Genomic DNA, 16864 nt, shown 5'->3' with positions numbered 1-16864 from the left:
TTCCCCTATCGGCCCGGCTGGAGCCGTCCTTCGACAAGTCCCGCGAAGCCTAGCCGGACCAGGTCGCGGCCGGTTTCCGCCGCCTGGCGCAGGACGTCGTCGAACTCGGCGAGCTTCTTGAAGACCCCGCCGTACTCCCGCTGGACGGCGATGGGCAGCCGCGGGATCCGCACGCGCCTGCCGTCGATCCGGGTGGACGCCGACGCGGCGGGCAGGTCCGCCGCGCGCAGGCAGCCGGCGAGGAAGTCCGCGTCCAGCCGCTCCGCGTCGACGCGGTACACGGTGAGCCCGGCGCCGACCGGCCGCGGCGGTCCACTGTGGACGTACGCGATGCCGGTCACCGACGCGACGACGTCGCCCGCTTCGGCCAGCGGGTGCTCGGCGTCCGCGCGCACCGGCGCGTACCTGACCTCGACCACACCGGCCTTGACCAGCTCGCCGACGGTGGTGAACGCCGGTTCGGCGTCCGCCGCTTCGAGCGGTGGCAGCTCCGGCGTCAGCTCGGCGAACCGGGTGCGCACGGCCTGGAAGGCCTGCCCGGGGTCCTCGTCCCTGGTGCGGCGGCGGGCCGGCGTGAGGTCGATGTCGTCGTCGAGCAGGTCGATGATCCGGACGCCGGATTCCGGGTGCCTGCCGAACTCCCGCCAGCTCTCCTCCACTGTGGACAGCTGGTCGCCCGCTTCGCCGAGCAGCACGGTGGACGCGGCGCGCTCGCCGGGCACCGGCCGCCGCAGCAGCCAGAGGTCGGGGCCGGCCGGGGCCAGGGTGACCACCGCGCGGACCGCGCCCGCGCGCAGCAGGTTGCCGCGGATGCGCTTGCCGCTGCGCCGCCCGGCCGCCGCGCCCGGCATCAGGATCGCCACCGTGCCACCGGGTTCGACGTGCGCGAGGCAGTGCTGCACCCAGGCGAGCTCCGGTTCGCCGCGCGGGGGCAGGCCGTACTCCCAGCGCTCGTCGCCGACCAGCTCGTCGTGTCCCCAGGCCCGTTCGTTGAACGGCGGGTCGCACAACACCGCTTCGGCGGTCCGGCCGGCGAAGGCGTCTTCACGCAGCGCGTCGACCGCGTGGACCTCGGCCTCGATGCCGCGCAACCGCAGGCGCAGCGCCGCGATCGACGCCGTCATCGGGTCGCTGTCCTGCGCCAGCACGGTTTTCGCGCCGCTGGCCAGCGCGAGCGCGCCGAAGCCGCACGCGGGGTCGAGGATCGTCGACACCGGTCCGGCGAGCCGGGCCATCAGCTCGGCGATCGGTTCCGGGGTGGCCGACAACCGCCGCGAATGCGCTTCGAAGTACCGGCGGCACAACAGTTCGAACGCTTCCACCGGGCCCGCCTGGTGCGTCATCTCGCTGAGCAGGGTGAGCAGCTCCGGGTCGTCGAGCGCGCTGTCGAAGGTGTCGAAGACGCCGGCCTGGAAGGCGAAGAAGCCGCCCGCGCGGCTGACGCGCTCGGCGAGGTCGAGGTCGTCGCCGAGGGCGCGCAGGCGCTGCCACGCGCGTTCGCCGGCGCTCAGCTCGAACTTCTTGCCGCGGGCGCGGAACCAGCCGGCGACGGCGGAGAGGCCGAACAGCGGGCTCGACGCCGTGCCACCGACCGGCTGCGGGAAGTCCGGGTAGCGGCGGCGCCAGTTGCTGACCGCGGCCCGCCCCACCCCGGCGAGCCGCGCGATGTCGGCCGCGCTGACCGTGGCGTCGTCGTCCATGGGAGGACTCTATCGGAGGATGCTCCATTCAGCCGAGACGCTTGTGAACTCAGTCAACCAATGCTTACATGGGAGGCATGACACACGATCGGTACGTCCTGCGGTACGCCGCCGGGTCGGACGTCGGGAAGCGTCGCCGGGTCAACGAGGACGCGGTGTACGCGAGTTCCCGCCTGCTCGCCGTCGCCGACGGCATCGGCGGCCAGCCGCACGGCGAGGTCGCCAGCGCGACGGCGGTCGACGTGCTGCGCGAGCTCGAGGTCGACCTGCGGCGGCTCGACCTGACGAACGTGGACCTGGCCGCCACCCTGGCCGGCGTGGTCAAGTCGATCGCCGACCGGCTGCACGAGGTGGCGTCGCAGGAGCCGACGACCGAAGGCATGGGCACCACGCTGACGGCCCTGCTGTTCGACGGCGTCGAGTTCGCGGCGGCCCACATCGGCGACTCCCGCGGCTACCTCCTGCGCGACGGCGGCCTGCGCCGGCTGACCCGCGACCACACCCTGGTCCAGGCCCTGGTGGAGGACGGCCGCGTGGCGGCGGAGGACGCCGAGTCCCACCCCCGCCGATCACTGCTGATGAAAGCGCTTCAGACGGCCGGCTCCGGCGACCCGGACATCTGGACGTTCAAGGCCAAGCCGGGCGACCGCTACCTGCTCTGTTCGGACGGCCTGAGCGGCCCGGTCTCCGAAGCGACCCTGCGCGACGTGCTGGACACCCCCGCGGAGCCCGACGCGGTGATCCCGGAGCTGATCCGCCTGGCCAACGAAGGCGGCGGCCCGGACAACATCACGTGCGTGGTCGCGGACGTCGTGCCCTGACCCACCTTCACGGGTGACGCGAGCCATCCGGTATCGTCTCCTGCGGAGGATTGGCCGAGCGGCCTAAGGCGCACGCTTGGAAAGCGTGTTGGGTTCACGCCCTCGCAGGTTCGAATCCTGTATCCTCCGCGCTTTCGGCAGGCGAACGCCGGGCAGCCTTCACGGGCCGCCCGGCGTTTTCCGTTTCGGGCTCCCGGCCTTTCGCCGAGGTGAGCGCTGCCCCCGCGCTCGCTAAACTGAGTGGCTCGGCTGAGGAGGCGAAGGCAGGGCGAGGGGGCCACTCGTGCACGATCATCCCGACCACCTGGACACGAGCCTGGGCGCGACGTTGAGCGCGATCGCCCGGACGCTGCAGGCGGAGCCCGACGTCGACTCCACACTGGCCGCGATCGTCAAGGCCGCGATCGACCACGTCGACGGCGCCGAGTTCGCCGGGATCTCCCTCGTGGAGCGCGGGCGGCCCATCCGCACCGTCGCCCCGACCAGTGACGTCGTCACGGCGATCGACGAGATCCAGTACCGCACCCAGCAGGGGCCGTGCCTGGACGCCATCGCCGAGCACCAGGTCTTCAGCACCGGCGACCTCGCCGCCGAAGGGCGGTGGGCGGCGTTCGCGGCCGCGGCCGGCGAGTTCGGCGTGCACTCGATGCTGTCGTACCGGCTGTTCGTCACCGACACCACCCTCGGCGCACTGAACCTCTACTCGCGAGCGCGCGACGCCTTCAGCCGCCAGACCCGGGAGGACGGCAGGCTGTTCGCCACGCACGCGGCCATCGCGCTGATCGGCGCCCAGACCGAAGCCCAGCTGAGCGCCGCGGTCGAGAGCCGCGACGTCATCGGCATGGCCAAGGGCATCCTCATGCAACGCCACGACGTCGACGCCGTCGCGGCCTTCCGGATGCTCGTCGAAGGCTCGCAGAACGCCAACATGAAGCTGCACCAGGTCGCCGCCTGGCTCGTCGAACACCGCCGGGACCTGTGATCGACGAGCTCGCGCGACCCACCGACGGTATGTCTCGGACACAGTTGCGCGGCACTTTCGGCCCACTCGAACATGAAATGCCTTCGATGCTGCGGATTTCTTCTCCTGCACGCGGAGTCACGAACAGGGCTGACCGAAGGCCGTTACTCCGGTCGCGCTAGTCTCACCAGCACCTCGCCCGCCCCTGTCGAGAAAGGCCAGTAGTGGCACGAAAACCGCTCTGACCTGGGGTAGCGCTGGCCAGCGACGTCAGGGTGCGGTACTGGTGCCGGGACGACCCCCGCACAGACCGTGATCGGCCCGGCCCCGGACGTTCCCACGTCCGGGGCCTTGCTGATTCCGGGCCCGCGATCACTCGGCAAAGTCTGATGATCACGCTGAGTCGCTGGATCTGTTTCAATGGAAACCGTCCCCGTACGACACCAGATTTCGAGGAGTAGAGGCCCGATGGCCGGAGTCGAAGAGATCCGCGCTGGCATCGCGCTCGCCAACGAGAAGGCGTCCGCGAGCATCGCCGCCCTGCAGCAGGCAGCGCAGTCTCTCGAAGAAGCCCAGCAGTCGCTCGCACAGGCGACGCAGGGGAGCAGCCAGCACGAAGTGAGCCAGGCGCACGGACTCCTGGCGGAAGCCCTGCAAGGCATCAACGGCTTGCAGAGCACCGTCCAAGCAAGCATTTCCTCCGCCGACTCCTACTCGGCGCGTCTCTAGCCGGATGACGCTCGCCGAACTCCACCAGCTGCTCACCGCTGCCGTGACCGGGCTCGCCGACGCGCGCGCCCACTCCGAACGGGCCACAAGCCTGCTCGGGGAAGCCCGGCAAGCTCTCGTGGATGCCCAGGCCAAGGCCGATCCCTGGCTTCCTTCGCAGTACGCACAGGCCGGCGAGGGGCTGGACCAGCTCCTCGTCCGCCTGCACACCGCCGAGGACCTGGTGAGCGGATACCGGTCGCGCCTGTAATCCTTCTTGGGGACACTTTTCTTGGGGACGCCGATGGCCAACAAGTCAGCCGAGCAACGCAACCGCGTCGAAACCGCACTCGACCGGGTCCGCCATCAGATCGGACTGGTGCTGGGCGCGGCGGCCGGGGCGCGCCAAGCCGCGGAAGCCGACCTCGCGAAGCTCCAGCTGGAGCAGGACATCGTCAAGGTCGGCATGAACCACGCCAGTGCCGAGCAGCAGAACGAGTGGGCGCGGCACCCCGCCGCCCACGAAGTGTTCGGCGCGCTCGGCAGCGTGCGAAGCGCTTTCTACACCGATTGGAGTCAAGGCCCCGCGACGCTGCGGGAGCTGGTCGCCCAGAACGCACCCGGGCCGGCCGGGCTGCCGCCGGGCGACTGGCTCGGCACGGTCGGGCACAACCCCGGCCTGACGTCGCCCGGGCTGTGGCGCGTCGGCTCGGCCACCGCCGCCGGCGGCGACGCGACCCGCACCTTCGACGTCGCCGTCCCGCTGCTCGACGAGTCGCACCTGGCGATCACCTCGGCACCGAAGACCCGGCCGGTGATCGACGGCATCGTGCAGAACCTGCTGGTGCGCGTGCTCTCGACGTTCGAGCCCGGCGCGGTGCGCGTGCACCTGTGGGACATCGGGCAGCTGACCGCGATCCTGCCCGACCTCTACCCCCTCAGCCACACCAGCGCGCTCTCGCTGTACGACCCGGGCCGGCTGGAAGACCTCCTCGACGAGCTGGCCGGCCACATCCGCCGCATCCACGCCAGCTGCATGTCCGCCGGGTTCACGTCGCTGCGCGAAATGCGGAGCAGCACCGGGCAGCGGGGCGAGCCGTACCGCATCGTCGTGCTCTACGGCAACGGCGAGACGCTCGAACCCGAGCGTGCCCGCGACCTCAAGCGCGTCGCGAGCGGCGCGCTGGCCGCCGGCATCTGCCTGATCATGATCGACGTGCCGACGGCGGTGAGCGCGCCGGTCGAGACGCTGAGCCTGGCCGACGACCGGCACGCGATCAGCAGCATGACCGGCACCGACCTGGTCGTCGACCTCGACCCCGCGATGCCGTCCGCCCAGGTGATCCGCGCCGTCGACAAGATCGCCAAGGCGCTGATCGCCAAGCAGGGCGGGCCGCGGTCGTTCGACGACCTCCTGCCGACGGAGCTGGGCCAGGAGAGTTCGGCGCGCGAACTGCGGGCGCCGGTCGGGTTCTTCGAGGGCGAGCCGGTCGAGGTCGTGATCGGCGACGCGAGCCCGCACGCCCTGATCGGCGGCCCGTCCGGTTCGGGCAAGACGAACTTCCTGTACGCGCTGCTCGGCAGCCTCGCCGCCCGGTACACCCCGGACGAGCTGGCGCTGTACCTGCTGGACTTCAAGGAAGGCGTTTCCTTCGCCGGCCTGGCGCCGGGCCGGAAGGACGCCAGCTGGCTGCCGCACGCGCGGCTCGTCGGCGTCAACGTCAACACCGACCGCGAGTTCGGCCTGGCCCTGCTGCGGTTCCTCGCCGACGAGCTGCGCCGCCGGTCCGCGGCCGCGAAGGAGCACGAGGTCACGAACCTCGCCGACCTGCGCGAAGCCGATCCGGGCGGACACTGGCCGCGGATCGTCGCGGTGATCGACGAGTTCCAGTACCTGTTCGCCGGCCGCGACCAGGTGACCGCGACGGCCACGCAGCTGCTGGAGGACATCGCCCGGCGCGGCCGGTCGCAGGGCATCCACCTGGTGCTGGCCAGCCAGGACGTCGCCGGCATCGAGGCGTTCTGGGGCAAGCCCGCCGTGTTCGAGCAGTGCACGCTGCGGATCGCGATGCCGAAGGCGCGGCGCGTGCTGGCCGAGACGAACAACGCGGCGGTGTCGGCGCCGAAATGGCACGCGGTGATCAACCACGACTCCGGGGTCGCGCACGGCAACCAGCTGGCCCACATCCCGGACGCGAGCAGCAAGAACGTGTTCGTCCGGCTGCAGCACCGGCTGTGGGAGGAGTACGCGGGCCACTTCCCGCGGCCGCGCCTGTTCGACGGCGCGCACCAGCCGGTCCTGGAACGGTTCCCGGCCTACCTCGACCTCAAGCCGAACTCGAAGCCGCGGGCCCTGCTCGGCCAGTCGATCGACGTGACCGAGACGGCGTGCGGCGTCGACCTGCCGCGGGCGCCGGGCCGCAACGTCGCGGTGCTCGGCTCGGCGACCGCCGAGGCACTGTCCATCATGGACTCGTCGGCGCGGTCGCTGTCCCGGCAGTACGAACCGGGCGAAGTCGAGTTCGTGCTGAGCTGCCCGATCGAGGCGTGCGCGCCGGCCGCGCTGGAGCTGACCGAGCGGCTGCGCGAGGACGGGCACGCGGCGTCACTGGTGGAGGACCTGACCGGCGTCCTGGAGTCGATGACCGGCTCGATGTCCGGGGGCGCGAAGGTGCTGCTGCTGTACGGCGTGGACGCGGCTCTGCCGGCGCTGGAGGCCAAGGCGGTCGGCCAGCTGAAGAGCGGCCTCGACCACCTGCGGGTGGTGCTGAAACAGGGGCCGGGGCACGGCATCCACACGATCGGCTGGTGGCGCAGCATCGCCCGGCTCAAGGACACGCTGGGCTTCGCCGGCACCGACGACATCGGCACGTGGGCGGCCCTCGACGTCCAGGGCAACGAGCTGTCGCCGTTCGCGGCGGGCCAGGTCGTGCACTGGTCGCCGCGGCCGGGCCGCGCGTTGTTCTTCGACCGCACCACCCACGGCGCACCCGAAGTGATCATCCCGTTCCAGCGTCCGGAGAACGACCGATGACCGACGACGCCACCGCGGCCATGCGGTACAAGGAAATCATCGCCCTTTCCCGCGGCTCGGCGGAGAACCTGCGCGAGTGGGAGCTGGCGCGCGCGGAAGCGCTGAACGCGGAGATCGAAGCGGCCGACGCGGCGATCGAGGCGGCGGCCGAGCGCGAAACGAGGGCCGCCGAGCGCGCGACGCGCTGGTGGAAGATGGCGCTGCACAACATCCAGGGCCTGCCGTGGCTCGACCCCGGCGACGACCCCCGCCCAGTGGCCACCGCGCGGGCGGCCTACCTGGAGCGGTACCTCGAGGAGGTCAAGCCGAGCTACCAGGAGCTGGTCCAGGCCGTGCTGGCACTGGGCTGGCGGGCCAAGCGGGCCGCCGCGAAGCAGCGTGGGGAGCAGCCGCCGGCTTAGCGGGTTTCTCAGACGTCGAAGACGGTGTCGTAGGGATCGTCGTCGTCCGCCGGGGCCGGCCGGCGCCGCTGCGGTGCGGGCACGTGCTGGGGTTGCGGCGCTTGCCGAGCCGGCACGGCCGGCTGTGGCGCCCCGGCAGGCGGCGCGCCCAGCCGTCCCCCGGCGGCAACGGCCTCCCGGACGGCGGCGGTGATCGTCCGGCTGAGCGTGACGGCGTCGAACCGCATGGCTTCGGGGGCGAGCCGGACTTCGCTGACCACCCCGCCGGGCCCGGCCAGCACGGTGACGGACCGATCCGGCGAGACGACGGTCGTGTGGTCACTCGCGGCGATCCCGGCCAGGAGGCGCTGGTTCTCGGCCTTGCGGTCGTCGATCCGCTTGAGCTGCCAGCGCATTTCCTCGATCAGCTGGTCGTTGTTCATGGCCTCCCCTGGTGCCGCACGAAATCGTAGAACTTCCGGTTCTGCTGGACGGTGTAACCCCGGCTGTGCGCAAGGACCATCAGCTCGGCGAGGGTCAGCGACGTGGAGAAGACGCGCATTCGATAGCTGGGCCGGCCGTCCAGGTACGCCGCGACCTCCCGCAGGAGCGGATTGCCCCCGAACGCCGTCTGCGGCGCGCCGAGCATGAACTCGTACCTCAGCGCCGCCCCGTTCGGAGTCATGGCGTAGCCGCGGGCCTGGGCCGAACTGAGCACGTCCGGCACGGTCAGCAGGCAGTCGGCGTAGGGAACGTAGACGAGCGGACGGCCGTCGAGCTGCTGGACGAGCCGCTGGATGCGGGCGCGCCGGGTCTTCTCCAGCTTGTTCTTCACGAAGAAGAACACACCGAGGGCGATGAGGGCGATGGCGGCAGTGATCGCGAGTGTCCCGAAGTACTCCGCGTCGCTTCCGGTGAACTTGGAGCCGGCGATGACCAGATCGCTCACACGTACCTCCCCGGCTGGTGCGGGGTGTGGACGAACTCGTAGTACTTCATGACCTGGTGGTCGATCAGCGAGTAACCCCGGCTGTGGGCAACCCGGAGCAGGTCCTCGCGCGACAACCCGATTTCCATCTTCCGGATGCACACCTGGCTCCGGCCGTCCAGTTCCGCGGCCAGGCGCGCCATCTGCTCCTCGCTCGACTTCGTCGAACGAAGTGCGCGGACGATCGTCAACGTCAGACCGGCGACGATCACCAGGCCCATCAGGACGAGGAAGATCGCCCGCAGGACCGGATCATCGGCCGCCCCGGCTGCCACCGTGCTGATCACGACGCTTCCCCGCTGCGCAGGCTCCATGCCACCCTCGCCGTCGCTTCGGCGATCGCCGGCCAGGCGTCTTCGGACTCCGCCACCACCGAAAGGATCACCACGGACCGGCCGTCCGGGAGCGGGATCTGGTACTCCGCCTTGATCTGGGTGCGCACGTCCCGTTCGGGCAGGTGGAACTCGCCGCCGCTGATCGCGACGATCGCCGGCCCGATCGGCAGCCGGACCGGCTGCACCACCGCGCGCTTGTGGCGGCCGCGGTACTCCTCGGCCAGGGCCGCCACCAGGGCGTCCCGGTTGCCGGGTGCGGTGTCCGGCCACTGCGCCACGCCGAGCGTGAGGGTCGCGACATCACCTTTTCGCGGCCCGACGGCGAACTTGCCGAACACGCGGATGCCGTTGGCCTGCATGGTCGGCACGAGGGCCATGAGGTAGCTGCCGAACTCCTCGACGGACTTCCCGGCACCGGCGGCCATGTTCTCCGCAATGGTCCAGGCATGGCCACGGTTCATCTTGTCGTCGGTGCCCACCGGCATGCCCGCGAACCCGGGCGGCAGGTCGATCTGCAGAGGCATCAGTTCCACACCTCGTCTTCCGCCCGCTCACGACGCCGCTCCGGCGTGTTGTCGGCTTGCGTCCCGGTGTCGGCCGCATTGGTCACCGCGACCACGGCCCACGGAGCAGGCCCCGCGACGAGAGTGCTCGCGGCGGCGGCCACCTGCCCCATGTCCTTCGGCACCCAGTAGCTCAAGTAGTCGCCGATAGGCCCCTCGAAGCTGTCGCTGTCGCCCGTAATCCGCAGACCGGCGTCGATCTGGAACTGCGCCCCGAACGCCCCGTAGCCGAGGCCCTTCATCACGGCACCGACACCCGGCGGAGCAAAGGTGCCGACCAGCGAAGTCGCGGCACCGATCCCGTCGAAGGTCAGCGTCTCCGGAGCCACGTCGGCGCCCGCCATCGCTGCCGTGGCATGGCCGGCCAACGCGCCCAGCCCCAAGCCGGTCGCAACGGCTCCAACGACCGCACCGGCCGGTTCCGGGAGGAACTCTCCGACGAACCCGAGAGCGTTGCCCATGTCACCCATCACGTCCGAGAGCTTCGAGATCAGCTCCGCGTGGTCCTGGACGAAGTTCCAGGCGTCGTCCACACCGTCGGCCAGGGTGTTCGACAAGTCGACAAGTGCCCCGCCGACCGCGTCGCTCAGCTTGTCGAGGACGTCCGGCTCGTCCGGCGCCAGCTCCTTCGCCTTCCGCAGCAGCTCCGCGACCCGGCCCGCCGCTTCCGCGTGCTCCTGCTGGAGCTGCTTCGCGGCGTCTTGGACGTTCTGACAGCCGTCGATGGCCGCCTGGAGCTGCTGACCGGCGTTGTCGAGGAGGCGCTGGGCGATCTGCAGGGACTGCTGGTCCGGAAACGTCCGGTTGGCCAGCGCCAGATCCGGGTTCGCGCGCGCCTGCTCGGCCGCCCGGGCCGCCGCTTCCGCGCGGGCCTCCAGGTCGGCCGCTCGTTTCTGCAGGTCGCCCAGGGTCTGAGACCAGCCTTCGAGCGCGTCGGCGGCCCGGCTCATCGACTTGGCGGCATCGTCGAGGTACTGCGGCAGCGGGCCGACGCGCCGGGCGAAGGCTTCGCTCGCCTCGCCCTGCCAGACGCCCTGCTTCCGGACGATCCGGCGGAGCGAGTCGTCGGCCTCGGTCAGGTCGCCGGCGACCGCGCGGTACTTGCCCGCCAGGTCGGTGATGCCGTCGAGGTCGCCGGGCGCCGGGTCGAAGCCCAGGGCCGGGAAGTCGCGGGCGCTCACCGGTCGAGGCCGTTCAGGATGTCGGTGATGCCGCCGGTCGCGCCGCCACCGACCGGGCGGTCTTCGCGCTCTCCGGGCCCGGCGCCCGCCTTCGACGCGAGACCGCCGATTCCGCCGGTGTAGCCTCCGCCCACCGGGCCTTCGCCCAGGTCGGCACCCGGATCGGTCTTCGAAGCGAGCTCGCTGATCCCCGGCACGCCGCCGGTGTACCCACCACCGACCGGGCCTCCGGCCGGCTGCCCGATCCGCGGGTGGTTCCCCTTCACCCCACCCGTGGGCTCACCACCGGCGGGACCGTCGCCCAGCACCGCCGAGCCGAACCTGCCCAGCTCATCACCGAACTGGGCTTCGATCTGCTCGTACTTCTGCTTCGCCGCCTTCAGCCGCTCCGTCACCTCCGAAGCCGCCTCGCCGAGGCGGCCGATGCCGAAGCCCCAGGCCTCCTCGAACTCGACGCCGGCCTTGCCCAGCTCCGCGGTGCCGAGGGACCCGAACGCCCCACCGCCGCCCAGCTTCTTGTTGGCGTCGGTCATCTTCCCCGCCGCCGTGTCGAGGTCGCCGATGAGCTTGCCCAGCTCGTCGACCTTCACCGCATACCCGTCCACGCCACCCTCCCCTTGTGGTCCCGTCAACCCTATGACGGCCGTCAACGCTCCGCGGTTCCATCGTCACCCATCGGAGCGGAGACGAGAAAGGCCACCCCCGGGCAAAGCGCCCGATGGTGGCCTTTCCGCCGGGAACTACTTGCCGAAGATCTGCTCCAGCCAGTCGAGGAAGTCGTAGAACCCGTCCTCGATCGGGTTCCCCGCGCCCGGCCGGAACCGGATCACCTGCGGGTCGTGGTCGCTGGCCTGGTCGGCGAACTCCGCGTTGATGTGGACGACGTCGTAGTCCACCCCGCGCGGCGCCCGCGAAGCCAGGATGTGGTCCAGCACCTGCGACTGGCCCTCGAAGACGTAGCTGTAGCGCTCGGATTCGGGCACCGACGCGATCAGGTCCTTCAGCGCACCGCCCGCGGTGAGCGTCTGGACCGCCGGCGAGAACGGGTAGTCGTTCAGGTCGCCCGCCACCACGATGTTCGCGTTGCGATCGGCCGCCAGCAGCGAATCGACGAACCCGCGCAGCACCGTCGCCTGTTTCGCCCGCTGCACCTCGGAACTGCGCGCCGGCGGCTGGAACCGGCCGTGCGTCGGCTGGTCGCCGCCCTTGGAGTTGAAGTGGTTGGCGATGACGAACACCGTGCGGCCCTTGAAGACGAACTCGCCCGCCAGCGGCTTCCGGCTGGTCGTCCACGCTTCGTTCGCGGGGTCGACGCGGCCCGGCGACGCCGTCAGGTGCGCCTTGCCGTGTTCGCGCACCACGCCGACCGCCGTGGTCGGCGTCCCACCCGGACGATCCACAAAGGACACCCGGGCCGGGTTGAACAGGAACGCCACCCGGATGTTGCCGCCCGGCTGCCCGCCGTCGGCGTCGTTCACCGGGTCGATCTCGCGCCACTGGTAGCGCGGGCCGCCCTTCGCCACGATCGCGTCGGTGAACTTCTGCAGCGTCTGGTCGGCCGCGACGGTGCCGTCGTCGGTCGCGCCCGAGTTGTCCTGGATCTCCTCCAGGTTCACGATGTCCGGCGTCGCCAGGTGCGTCACGATCGCCTCGCCGAGGCGGTCGTACTTCGCCTGCGGATCGCCCGGCGCGAGGTTCTCGACGTTGTACGTGGCGACGGCGAGCTCACCGGTCCGCTGTTTGCGCGTGGTCTCGCCCTGCAGCCCGTTGTCCTTTTCGGTCCCGAGCGCACTGGCGAACAGCGTGTAGCCGCCGAAGTTGCTGTACTCGACCGGCCCGGACGTGGTGCCGGTCAGCACGTCGCCGACGTTGAGCTTCGGGAACGGCCGCTCGGCGAACGGGATCAGCGACGAAACCTTCATGACACCGCTGTTGAGCTGGTCGTACCCGAGGTAGACGCTGCCGCCGCGAACCGACTTGTGCTGGTCCGGCTTCGACGTCACGTACAGCTCGTTGAACGAGTTCGTCGGGCCGACGACGCGGGCGTCGGTGACGCTGACGACCTCGCTCTCGTGGGCCTCCCAGAAGTCGAGGGCGTACTTCGACGGCTCCAGGGTGAGCGGCTCGATGTTCCCGCCGGGCGACGGCGCGTACGTCGTCGGCACGGTGTCCGGGTTCAGCACGGTGGGCGCCGGGAGGGCGTTGCCGTGCGAGTCGACCGTCCACTGTGCACTGCTCAGCTCGGTGAGCGACTGGAAGTTCGACGTCGCCGGCGCGTCCGGGTAGAACTCGCGCACGGTGCCGGTCGCGGTCACCGCGTCACCGACCGCGACGGCCGGGCTGGTCGAGCCGGTGAAGACGAACAGGCCCTCGCTGGTGCGCGGGTCGTTGTCCGGATTGGCGTCGGTGAACCAGAAACCGCGCGACGAGCCGAACGTCCGGGTCGCGGTGACGACGCCGGTGACGCCGGAGACCTTCTTGTCCTTGAAGGGCGAAATCCGCGTGGTGCCCTGGATGTCGTGGATCTTCGCCGGGGTCGGCGCCGGGCCGGGATCCCCACCGGTCGACTCGCCCGCGGTGTTGGTCGGGGTCGGCGCGCCGACGGAGAAGTCGGTGGCGTTGTCGTCGGTGTCGGCCAGCGCCGTGCCCCGCGCGACGGACGTCGTGTTCGACGGCGCCGCCGTCGGGTTGCCCTCGCGCACGGTCGCCGTGCCGAACCCGACGAGGTCCTTGATCCGCGCGTCGGCAGCGCAGTCGGCGGCGGTCTTGCAGGTCAGCGCGGTGGTACCGGAGACGAGGGCGATCGTGCCCGCGGTGGCCGACAGCGCGATCGCGCCGGTCGCGTCCGGCGTGGGCAGCTCGACCGTGCCGCCGGAGCCCTTGCCCTCGGCCACGAGGTAGCGCCCGCCCGCCGCGACGCTGCCGGCCAGCGGCGTCACCTGCCAGGTGCTCGACGGGCTCGCCGAACCGGGCAGGTACTGGACGCTGAAACCGGCCAGGCTCGCGGCGGCCGTGCCACGGTTGGCGAGCTCGACGAAGTCGCTGGTGAGCGTCGCTCCGGAGTTGCCACCACCGCCGTAGACCTCGGCGATGACCGCGTCGGCGCTGGGCGTGGCGAGCGCGGCCGGTGCGGCCACGCCGCCGAGCACCAGGCCCGACGCGACGGCCACCGTGAAGGCGGCCCTGGATCTGTGGGTCTTGGTCACCCTGAGTCCCCTTTGTGCTTGAACAGTCGTGGCATAGTCCCCCGAACAAGTGAGGAGGAGGAAGACAAAGGTGCAACGATTCGTAACAACTACTTTCGTCGTCACTCACTCGGCAGAGCAGGTTTCGTGATCACGCTCGTCCTCGGCGGAGACGTCGACATCTCGGCCCGCCCCACCTCCTCCGCCGCCTTCGCGCGACTGAAACCGCTGCTCGAGGGGGCCGACCTCCGGTTCGCGAACCTCGAAGGGCCCGTCGACGCGGCCGCGGCCGAAGCGCTGAAGTCGACCGGCATCGACGTCGTCTCGGTCGCCAACGACGCGCCCCACTCGCCGGCCCGCCTGGCCGCCCTCGACCACGCCGGGATCGCGCACTGCGGCGCCGGCGCGAACCTCGAAGCCGCGCACGCACCCGCCGTGCTCGAACGATCCGGCGAAAAGGTGGCCTTTCTCGCATACACCTCGATCCGCGCCCACGGCCAAGCCGCGCAGCCGGACTCGCCGGGCGTCGCGCAAGCGTTTGCGACCACGGCGTACCAGCCCGATCCCCGCGTCGGGGAGATCCCGGGCCGTCCGCCGCTCGTCCGGACGACGCCGGTCCCCGAGCACGTCGACCGGCTCGTCGCCGACGTCAAGCGCGCGAAGGCCGAAAACGACCACGTCATCGTCTCGATGCACTGGGGTCTGCCGGGCCCCGACCTGGCCGAGTACCAGGTCGCGTACGGGCGCGCCGCGCTCGACGCCGGCGCCGACCTGGTCGCCGGGCACGGACCGCACACCATCCAGGCCGTCGAGGTGTACCGCCGCCGTCCCATCCTCTACAGCCTCGGCAACCTCGCCGCCGGCCGGCCGGACGGACTGCTGGCCGGGTGCATGTTCGGCGACGAACCACGGCTCGAGCTGATCCCGGTGCGGCGGAACGCGGACAACGAGTGCGAGCCGCTCGCCGGGGACGAAGCGGACAAGGTGCTGCGATACGTCGCGGACGTCTCGGCGCTGCGGTCGGCGAAGGTGTCCGTCCAGGGCGGAATCGCCTCGGTAGTCGTTGGTGCGTAACGGATTGCGCGCAGCGTGTGACAACGGCACACCGGCGTGTCACCCATCCGGCGCATCTGCCTTAAATGAAGGTCAAGGGCCGGAACAACCTGCGTGAAGCGGAGGTACGGTCTGCGTGAGCCGCCGGAAAAGTGGCACAGACCACTCCCCCGACAGCTCGCGATCGGCACAACACGGGGGGAGGGAGAACGATCATGTGGGGGCTGATTGTTCTCAGCTGCGTGTTCGTGCTGGTGCTGGGGATAGCCGCGGTCGTGGACCTTCGGGACCACGACCGCGGCGAACACCGCGTCTAGCGCACCGCCTGCCTCGTCCGGTACCTGCCGAGCAGCGTCCGTGCGCCGGCCAGCGCCACCCGCCCGGCGCCCTTCGCGCTCGCCGCCAGCACCGTCGTCCAGTCGAAGTAGTCGCGCCAGAGCACGATCCGGCCCGCCTCGACCTCGAACGTGCCGCACACCCAGAACTCCGCTTCCCACGCGCCGCGGCGCAGCACGTCGGTGCGTTCGGTGAGCACGACGTTGCCGTCCGCGGCGATGTGGTGGGTCCTCGCCTCGAACCCGGAGCCGTACTTGGCCATCGCGCGCAGCTGTTTTTCGAAGGCCGCGACGCCGCGGGCGGGCGGCAACGGCACGTTCTGGTACACGATGTCGCTCGCCACGAACGTCAGCGCGCGGTCGACGTCGAGGTCTTCGAGGGCTTGGAGGAAACCGGTCACCACGGCTTTGGGTTCATCGGTCATGCGTCCAGGCTACGGCTCAGTAGGGCCGGTCGCCCGCGATCGCGACCCGCTCCGCGATCCGGACGTGCGGGTGGTAGTCGTTGACCGCGTAGTGCTGCGTCGCGCGGTTGTCCCAGAACGCGACCGAGTTCGGCCGCCAGCTGAACCGGACCTGGAATTCGGGCGTGTGAGCCTGCAGGAACAGGTACCGCAGCAGCCGGTCGCTCTCGGCCCGGTCCAGTCCCACGATGTGCGTGGTGAACGCCTGGTTGACGAACAGGGTGCGCCGTCCGGTCTCCGGGTGCGTCCGGACCACCGGGTGCACCACCGGCGGGAAGCGGTCCTGCCACCGCGCCAGCAGCGCGGGATCGGAGAACCGGTCGAAGCCGGGGAGGTAGTCGTGCACCGCGGTGAGCCCGTCGATGCGGGTTCGGACGTCTTCGGGCAGGTTGTCGTAGGCGGCGGCCATGTCGGCCCACATCGTGTCGCCGCCGACGGGCGGCACTTCGATCAGCCGCAGCACCGAGCCGAGCGCCGGTTCGGGCCGCCAGGTGACGTCGGTGTGCCAGATGTTCTCGTACCCGGGCATGGCCGCCGTGCGCTCGAAGCGGGTGACCGCGGCGTCGTCGCCCTCCGGGATGAACGGGTTGGTCTCCATCTCGCCCCAGTTGGCGGCGAACGCGCGCTGCTGCGCCGAGGTGATGTCCTGGTCGCGGAAGAAGAGCACCTTCCACTCGAGCAGCGCGTGGCTGAGCTCTTCGCGCAGGTCAGGGCCCACCGGCGCGCCGAGGTCGACACCCTCGACCTCGGCGCCGATCAGCCGGCCGAGCGGGCGGAGGGTGAACAGCTCGTACGGCTTCCGCTGCGGTTCTCGGAGAATCCGGGGCCCTTCGACGATGCCATCCGCGGGCGCTACGGCCTCGCGCAGCTGAATCCGGGCAGGAAGTTCTACGGACATGGTTGTGCTCCAAGGGTTTTCGGGGAAATCGGACGCCGGATTCGCGTCAGGCGGGCGGCGAACCCAGGCGGCCGCGGCGCAGCAGGAGCTCCACGACGCCCTCCCCGATCGACCGCGCGAAGGCCCGGATCGGCGTACTTTCCGAGGTGGCGGGCATGTCTTCATGGTCGCGGTCTTCCCGACCCGCGGTCAAGACGTCCACTGGGTGGAACGCGGGAAACGCCGCAGGTCACCGCGATGCGGGGGCCCGGGGAGCAT

The 16864-nt window shown here is 70.9% G+C and carries 17 protein-coding genes and 1 tRNA gene; 8 read left to right on the top strand and 10 right to left on the bottom strand.

The window, feature by feature from the left end; translation table 11 throughout:
* Positions 1–5: 5 nt before the first annotated feature.
* Entirely contained in the window at positions 6–1700 is a 1695-nt protein-coding gene (locus ACWED2_RS19585) for an HsdM family class I SAM-dependent methyltransferase (RefSeq protein ID WP_449691896.1), read from the bottom strand.
* A 77-nt stretch (positions 1701–1777) separates the two neighbouring features.
* Here ACWED2_RS19585 and ACWED2_RS19580 point away from each other — a divergent pair, with 77 nt between their 5' ends.
* The 7 genes from ACWED2_RS19580 to ACWED2_RS19550 all read left to right on the top strand — a co-directional run bounded on the left by ACWED2_RS19580 (position 1778) and on the right by ACWED2_RS19550 (position 7625).
* Positions 1778–2521, top strand: a complete 744-nt coding sequence (locus ACWED2_RS19580) for a PP2C family protein-serine/threonine phosphatase (RefSeq protein ID WP_449691895.1) — start codon at positions 1778–1780, stop codon at positions 2519–2521.
* 44 nt (positions 2522–2565) lie between these two features.
* Positions 2566–2650 (top strand) — tRNA-Ser (locus ACWED2_RS19575).
* Between the two features lie 154 nt (positions 2651–2804).
* A complete protein-coding gene (locus tag ACWED2_RS19570; RefSeq protein ID WP_449691894.1) occupies positions 2805–3503 on the top strand; it encodes a GAF and ANTAR domain-containing protein in 699 nt (232 codons plus the stop codon).
* Between the two features lie 447 nt (positions 3504–3950).
* Complete coding sequence (locus ACWED2_RS19565; protein WP_003056176.1) at positions 3951–4211, top strand: hypothetical protein; 261 nt, start codon at positions 3951–3953, stop codon at positions 4209–4211.
* Positions 4212–4215: 4 nt separating this feature from the next.
* Positions 4216–4461 carry a hypothetical protein gene (locus ACWED2_RS19560; RefSeq protein ID WP_449691893.1) on the top strand — a complete coding sequence of 82 codons (246 nt, stop codon included), beginning with the start codon at positions 4216–4218 and terminating at the stop codon, positions 4459–4461.
* Between the two features lie 33 nt (positions 4462–4494).
* A complete protein-coding gene (locus ACWED2_RS19555) occupies positions 4495–7224 on the top strand; it encodes an FtsK/SpoIIIE domain-containing protein (RefSeq protein WP_449691892.1) in 2730 nt (909 codons plus the stop codon).
* Positions 7221–7625, top strand: a complete 405-nt coding sequence (locus ACWED2_RS19550; RefSeq protein ID WP_449691891.1) for a hypothetical protein — start codon at positions 7221–7223, stop codon at positions 7623–7625. The genes ACWED2_RS19555 and ACWED2_RS19550 overlap by 4 nt, the downstream gene beginning before the upstream one ends.
* An 8-nt stretch (positions 7626–7633) precedes the next feature.
* On the opposite strand, the gene ACWED2_RS19545 is transcribed toward ACWED2_RS19550, so the two are convergent.
* The 7 genes from ACWED2_RS19545 to ACWED2_RS19515 all read right to left on the bottom strand — a co-directional run bounded on the left by ACWED2_RS19545 (position 7634) and on the right by ACWED2_RS19515 (position 13877).
* Positions 7634–8047, bottom strand: a complete 414-nt coding sequence (locus ACWED2_RS19545; protein WP_449691890.1) for a YbaB/EbfC family nucleoid-associated protein — start codon at positions 8045–8047, stop codon at positions 7634–7636.
* On the bottom strand, positions 8044–8553 hold the full coding sequence (locus tag ACWED2_RS19540) for a hypothetical protein (protein WP_449691889.1): 510 nt from the start codon (positions 8551–8553) through the stop codon (positions 8044–8046). The genes ACWED2_RS19545 and ACWED2_RS19540 overlap by 4 nt, the downstream gene beginning before the upstream one ends.
* Positions 8550–8879: a hypothetical protein gene (locus tag ACWED2_RS19535; RefSeq protein WP_449691888.1), complete on the bottom strand. Its 330-nt coding sequence runs from the start codon at positions 8877–8879 to the stop codon at positions 8550–8552. Before ACWED2_RS19535 ends, ACWED2_RS19540 begins: the two co-directional genes overlap by 4 nt.
* Positions 8876–9451 carry a hypothetical protein gene (locus tag ACWED2_RS19530; RefSeq protein WP_449691887.1) on the bottom strand — a complete coding sequence of 192 codons (576 nt, stop codon included), beginning with the start codon at positions 9449–9451 and terminating at the stop codon, positions 8876–8878. Before ACWED2_RS19530 ends, ACWED2_RS19535 begins: the two co-directional genes overlap by 4 nt.
* Positions 9451–10671, bottom strand: coding sequence for a WXG100 family type VII secretion target (locus tag ACWED2_RS19525; protein ID WP_449691886.1), 1221 nt, complete (start codon positions 10669–10671; stop codon positions 9451–9453). Before ACWED2_RS19525 ends, ACWED2_RS19530 begins: the two co-directional genes overlap by 1 nt.
* On the bottom strand, positions 10668–11276 hold the full coding sequence (locus ACWED2_RS19520) for a hypothetical protein (RefSeq protein WP_449691885.1): 609 nt from the start codon (positions 11274–11276) through the stop codon (positions 10668–10670). Before ACWED2_RS19520 ends, ACWED2_RS19525 begins: the two co-directional genes overlap by 4 nt.
* A gap of 135 nt (positions 11277–11411) precedes the next feature.
* Complete coding sequence (locus tag ACWED2_RS19515) at positions 11412–13877, bottom strand: endonuclease/exonuclease/phosphatase family protein (protein WP_449691884.1); 2466 nt, start codon at positions 13875–13877, stop codon at positions 11412–11414.
* A 126-nt stretch (positions 13878–14003) separates the two neighbouring features.
* Between ACWED2_RS19515 and ACWED2_RS19510 the strand changes: the two genes are divergently transcribed.
* The gene (locus ACWED2_RS19510) at positions 14004–14930 is read left to right on the top strand and encodes a CapA family protein (protein ID WP_449691883.1); all 927 of its coding nucleotides are present in this window, start codon (positions 14004–14006) and stop codon (positions 14928–14930) included.
* A gap of 292 nt (positions 14931–15222) precedes the next feature.
* Here the strand turns inward: ACWED2_RS19510 and ACWED2_RS19505 are convergent, their stop codons facing one another.
* Together ACWED2_RS19505 and ACWED2_RS19500 are read right to left on the bottom strand one after the other, a co-directional pair.
* On the bottom strand, positions 15223–15669 hold the full coding sequence (locus tag ACWED2_RS19505) for a limonene-1,2-epoxide hydrolase family protein (protein ID WP_449691882.1): 447 nt from the start codon (positions 15667–15669) through the stop codon (positions 15223–15225).
* Between the two features lie 16 nt (positions 15670–15685).
* The gene (locus ACWED2_RS19500; protein WP_449691881.1) at positions 15686–16606 is read right to left on the bottom strand and encodes a TauD/TfdA dioxygenase family protein; all 921 of its coding nucleotides are present in this window, start codon (positions 16604–16606) and stop codon (positions 15686–15688) included.
* Positions 16607–16864: the final 258 nt, after the last annotated feature.

The sequence above is a fragment of the Amycolatopsis sp. NPDC005003 genome (genome assembly GCF_053600695.1).
The sequence above is the reverse complement of the archived record's forward strand: the minus strand, read 5'-3'. Positions and strand labels throughout refer to the sequence as shown.

Bases quoted from the DNA above. Each gene is read 5' to 3' on its own strand.
- ACWED2_RS19585 (WP_449691896.1), bottom strand. From the start codon at position 1,700: ATGGACGACGACGCCACGGTCAGCGCGGCCGACATCGCGCGGCTCGCC.
- ACWED2_RS19580 (WP_449691895.1), top strand. From the start codon at position 1,778: ATGACACACGATCGGTACGTCCTGCGGTACGCCGCCGGGTCGGACGTC.
- ACWED2_RS19565 (WP_003056176.1), top strand. From the start codon at position 3,951: ATGGCCGGAGTCGAAGAGATCCGCGCTGGCATCGCGCTCGCCAACGAG.
- ACWED2_RS19560 (WP_449691893.1), top strand. From the start codon at position 4,216: ATGACGCTCGCCGAACTCCACCAGCTGCTCACCGCTGCCGTGACCGGG.
- ACWED2_RS19555 (WP_449691892.1), top strand. From the start codon at position 4,495: ATGGCCAACAAGTCAGCCGAGCAACGCAACCGCGTCGAAACCGCACTC.
- ACWED2_RS19550 (WP_449691891.1), top strand. From the start codon at position 7,221: ATGACCGACGACGCCACCGCGGCCATGCGGTACAAGGAAATCATCGCC.
- ACWED2_RS19545 (WP_449691890.1), bottom strand. From the start codon at position 8,047: ATGAACAACGACCAGCTGATCGAGGAAATGCGCTGGCAGCTCAAGCGG.
- ACWED2_RS19530 (WP_449691887.1), bottom strand. From the start codon at position 9,451: ATGCCTCTGCAGATCGACCTGCCGCCCGGGTTCGCGGGCATGCCGGTG.
- ACWED2_RS19505 (WP_449691882.1), bottom strand. From the start codon at position 15,669: ATGACCGATGAACCCAAAGCCGTGGTGACCGGTTTCCTCCAAGCCCTC.
- ACWED2_RS19500 (WP_449691881.1), bottom strand. From the start codon at position 16,606: ATGTCCGTAGAACTTCCTGCCCGGATTCAGCTGCGCGAGGCCGTAGCG.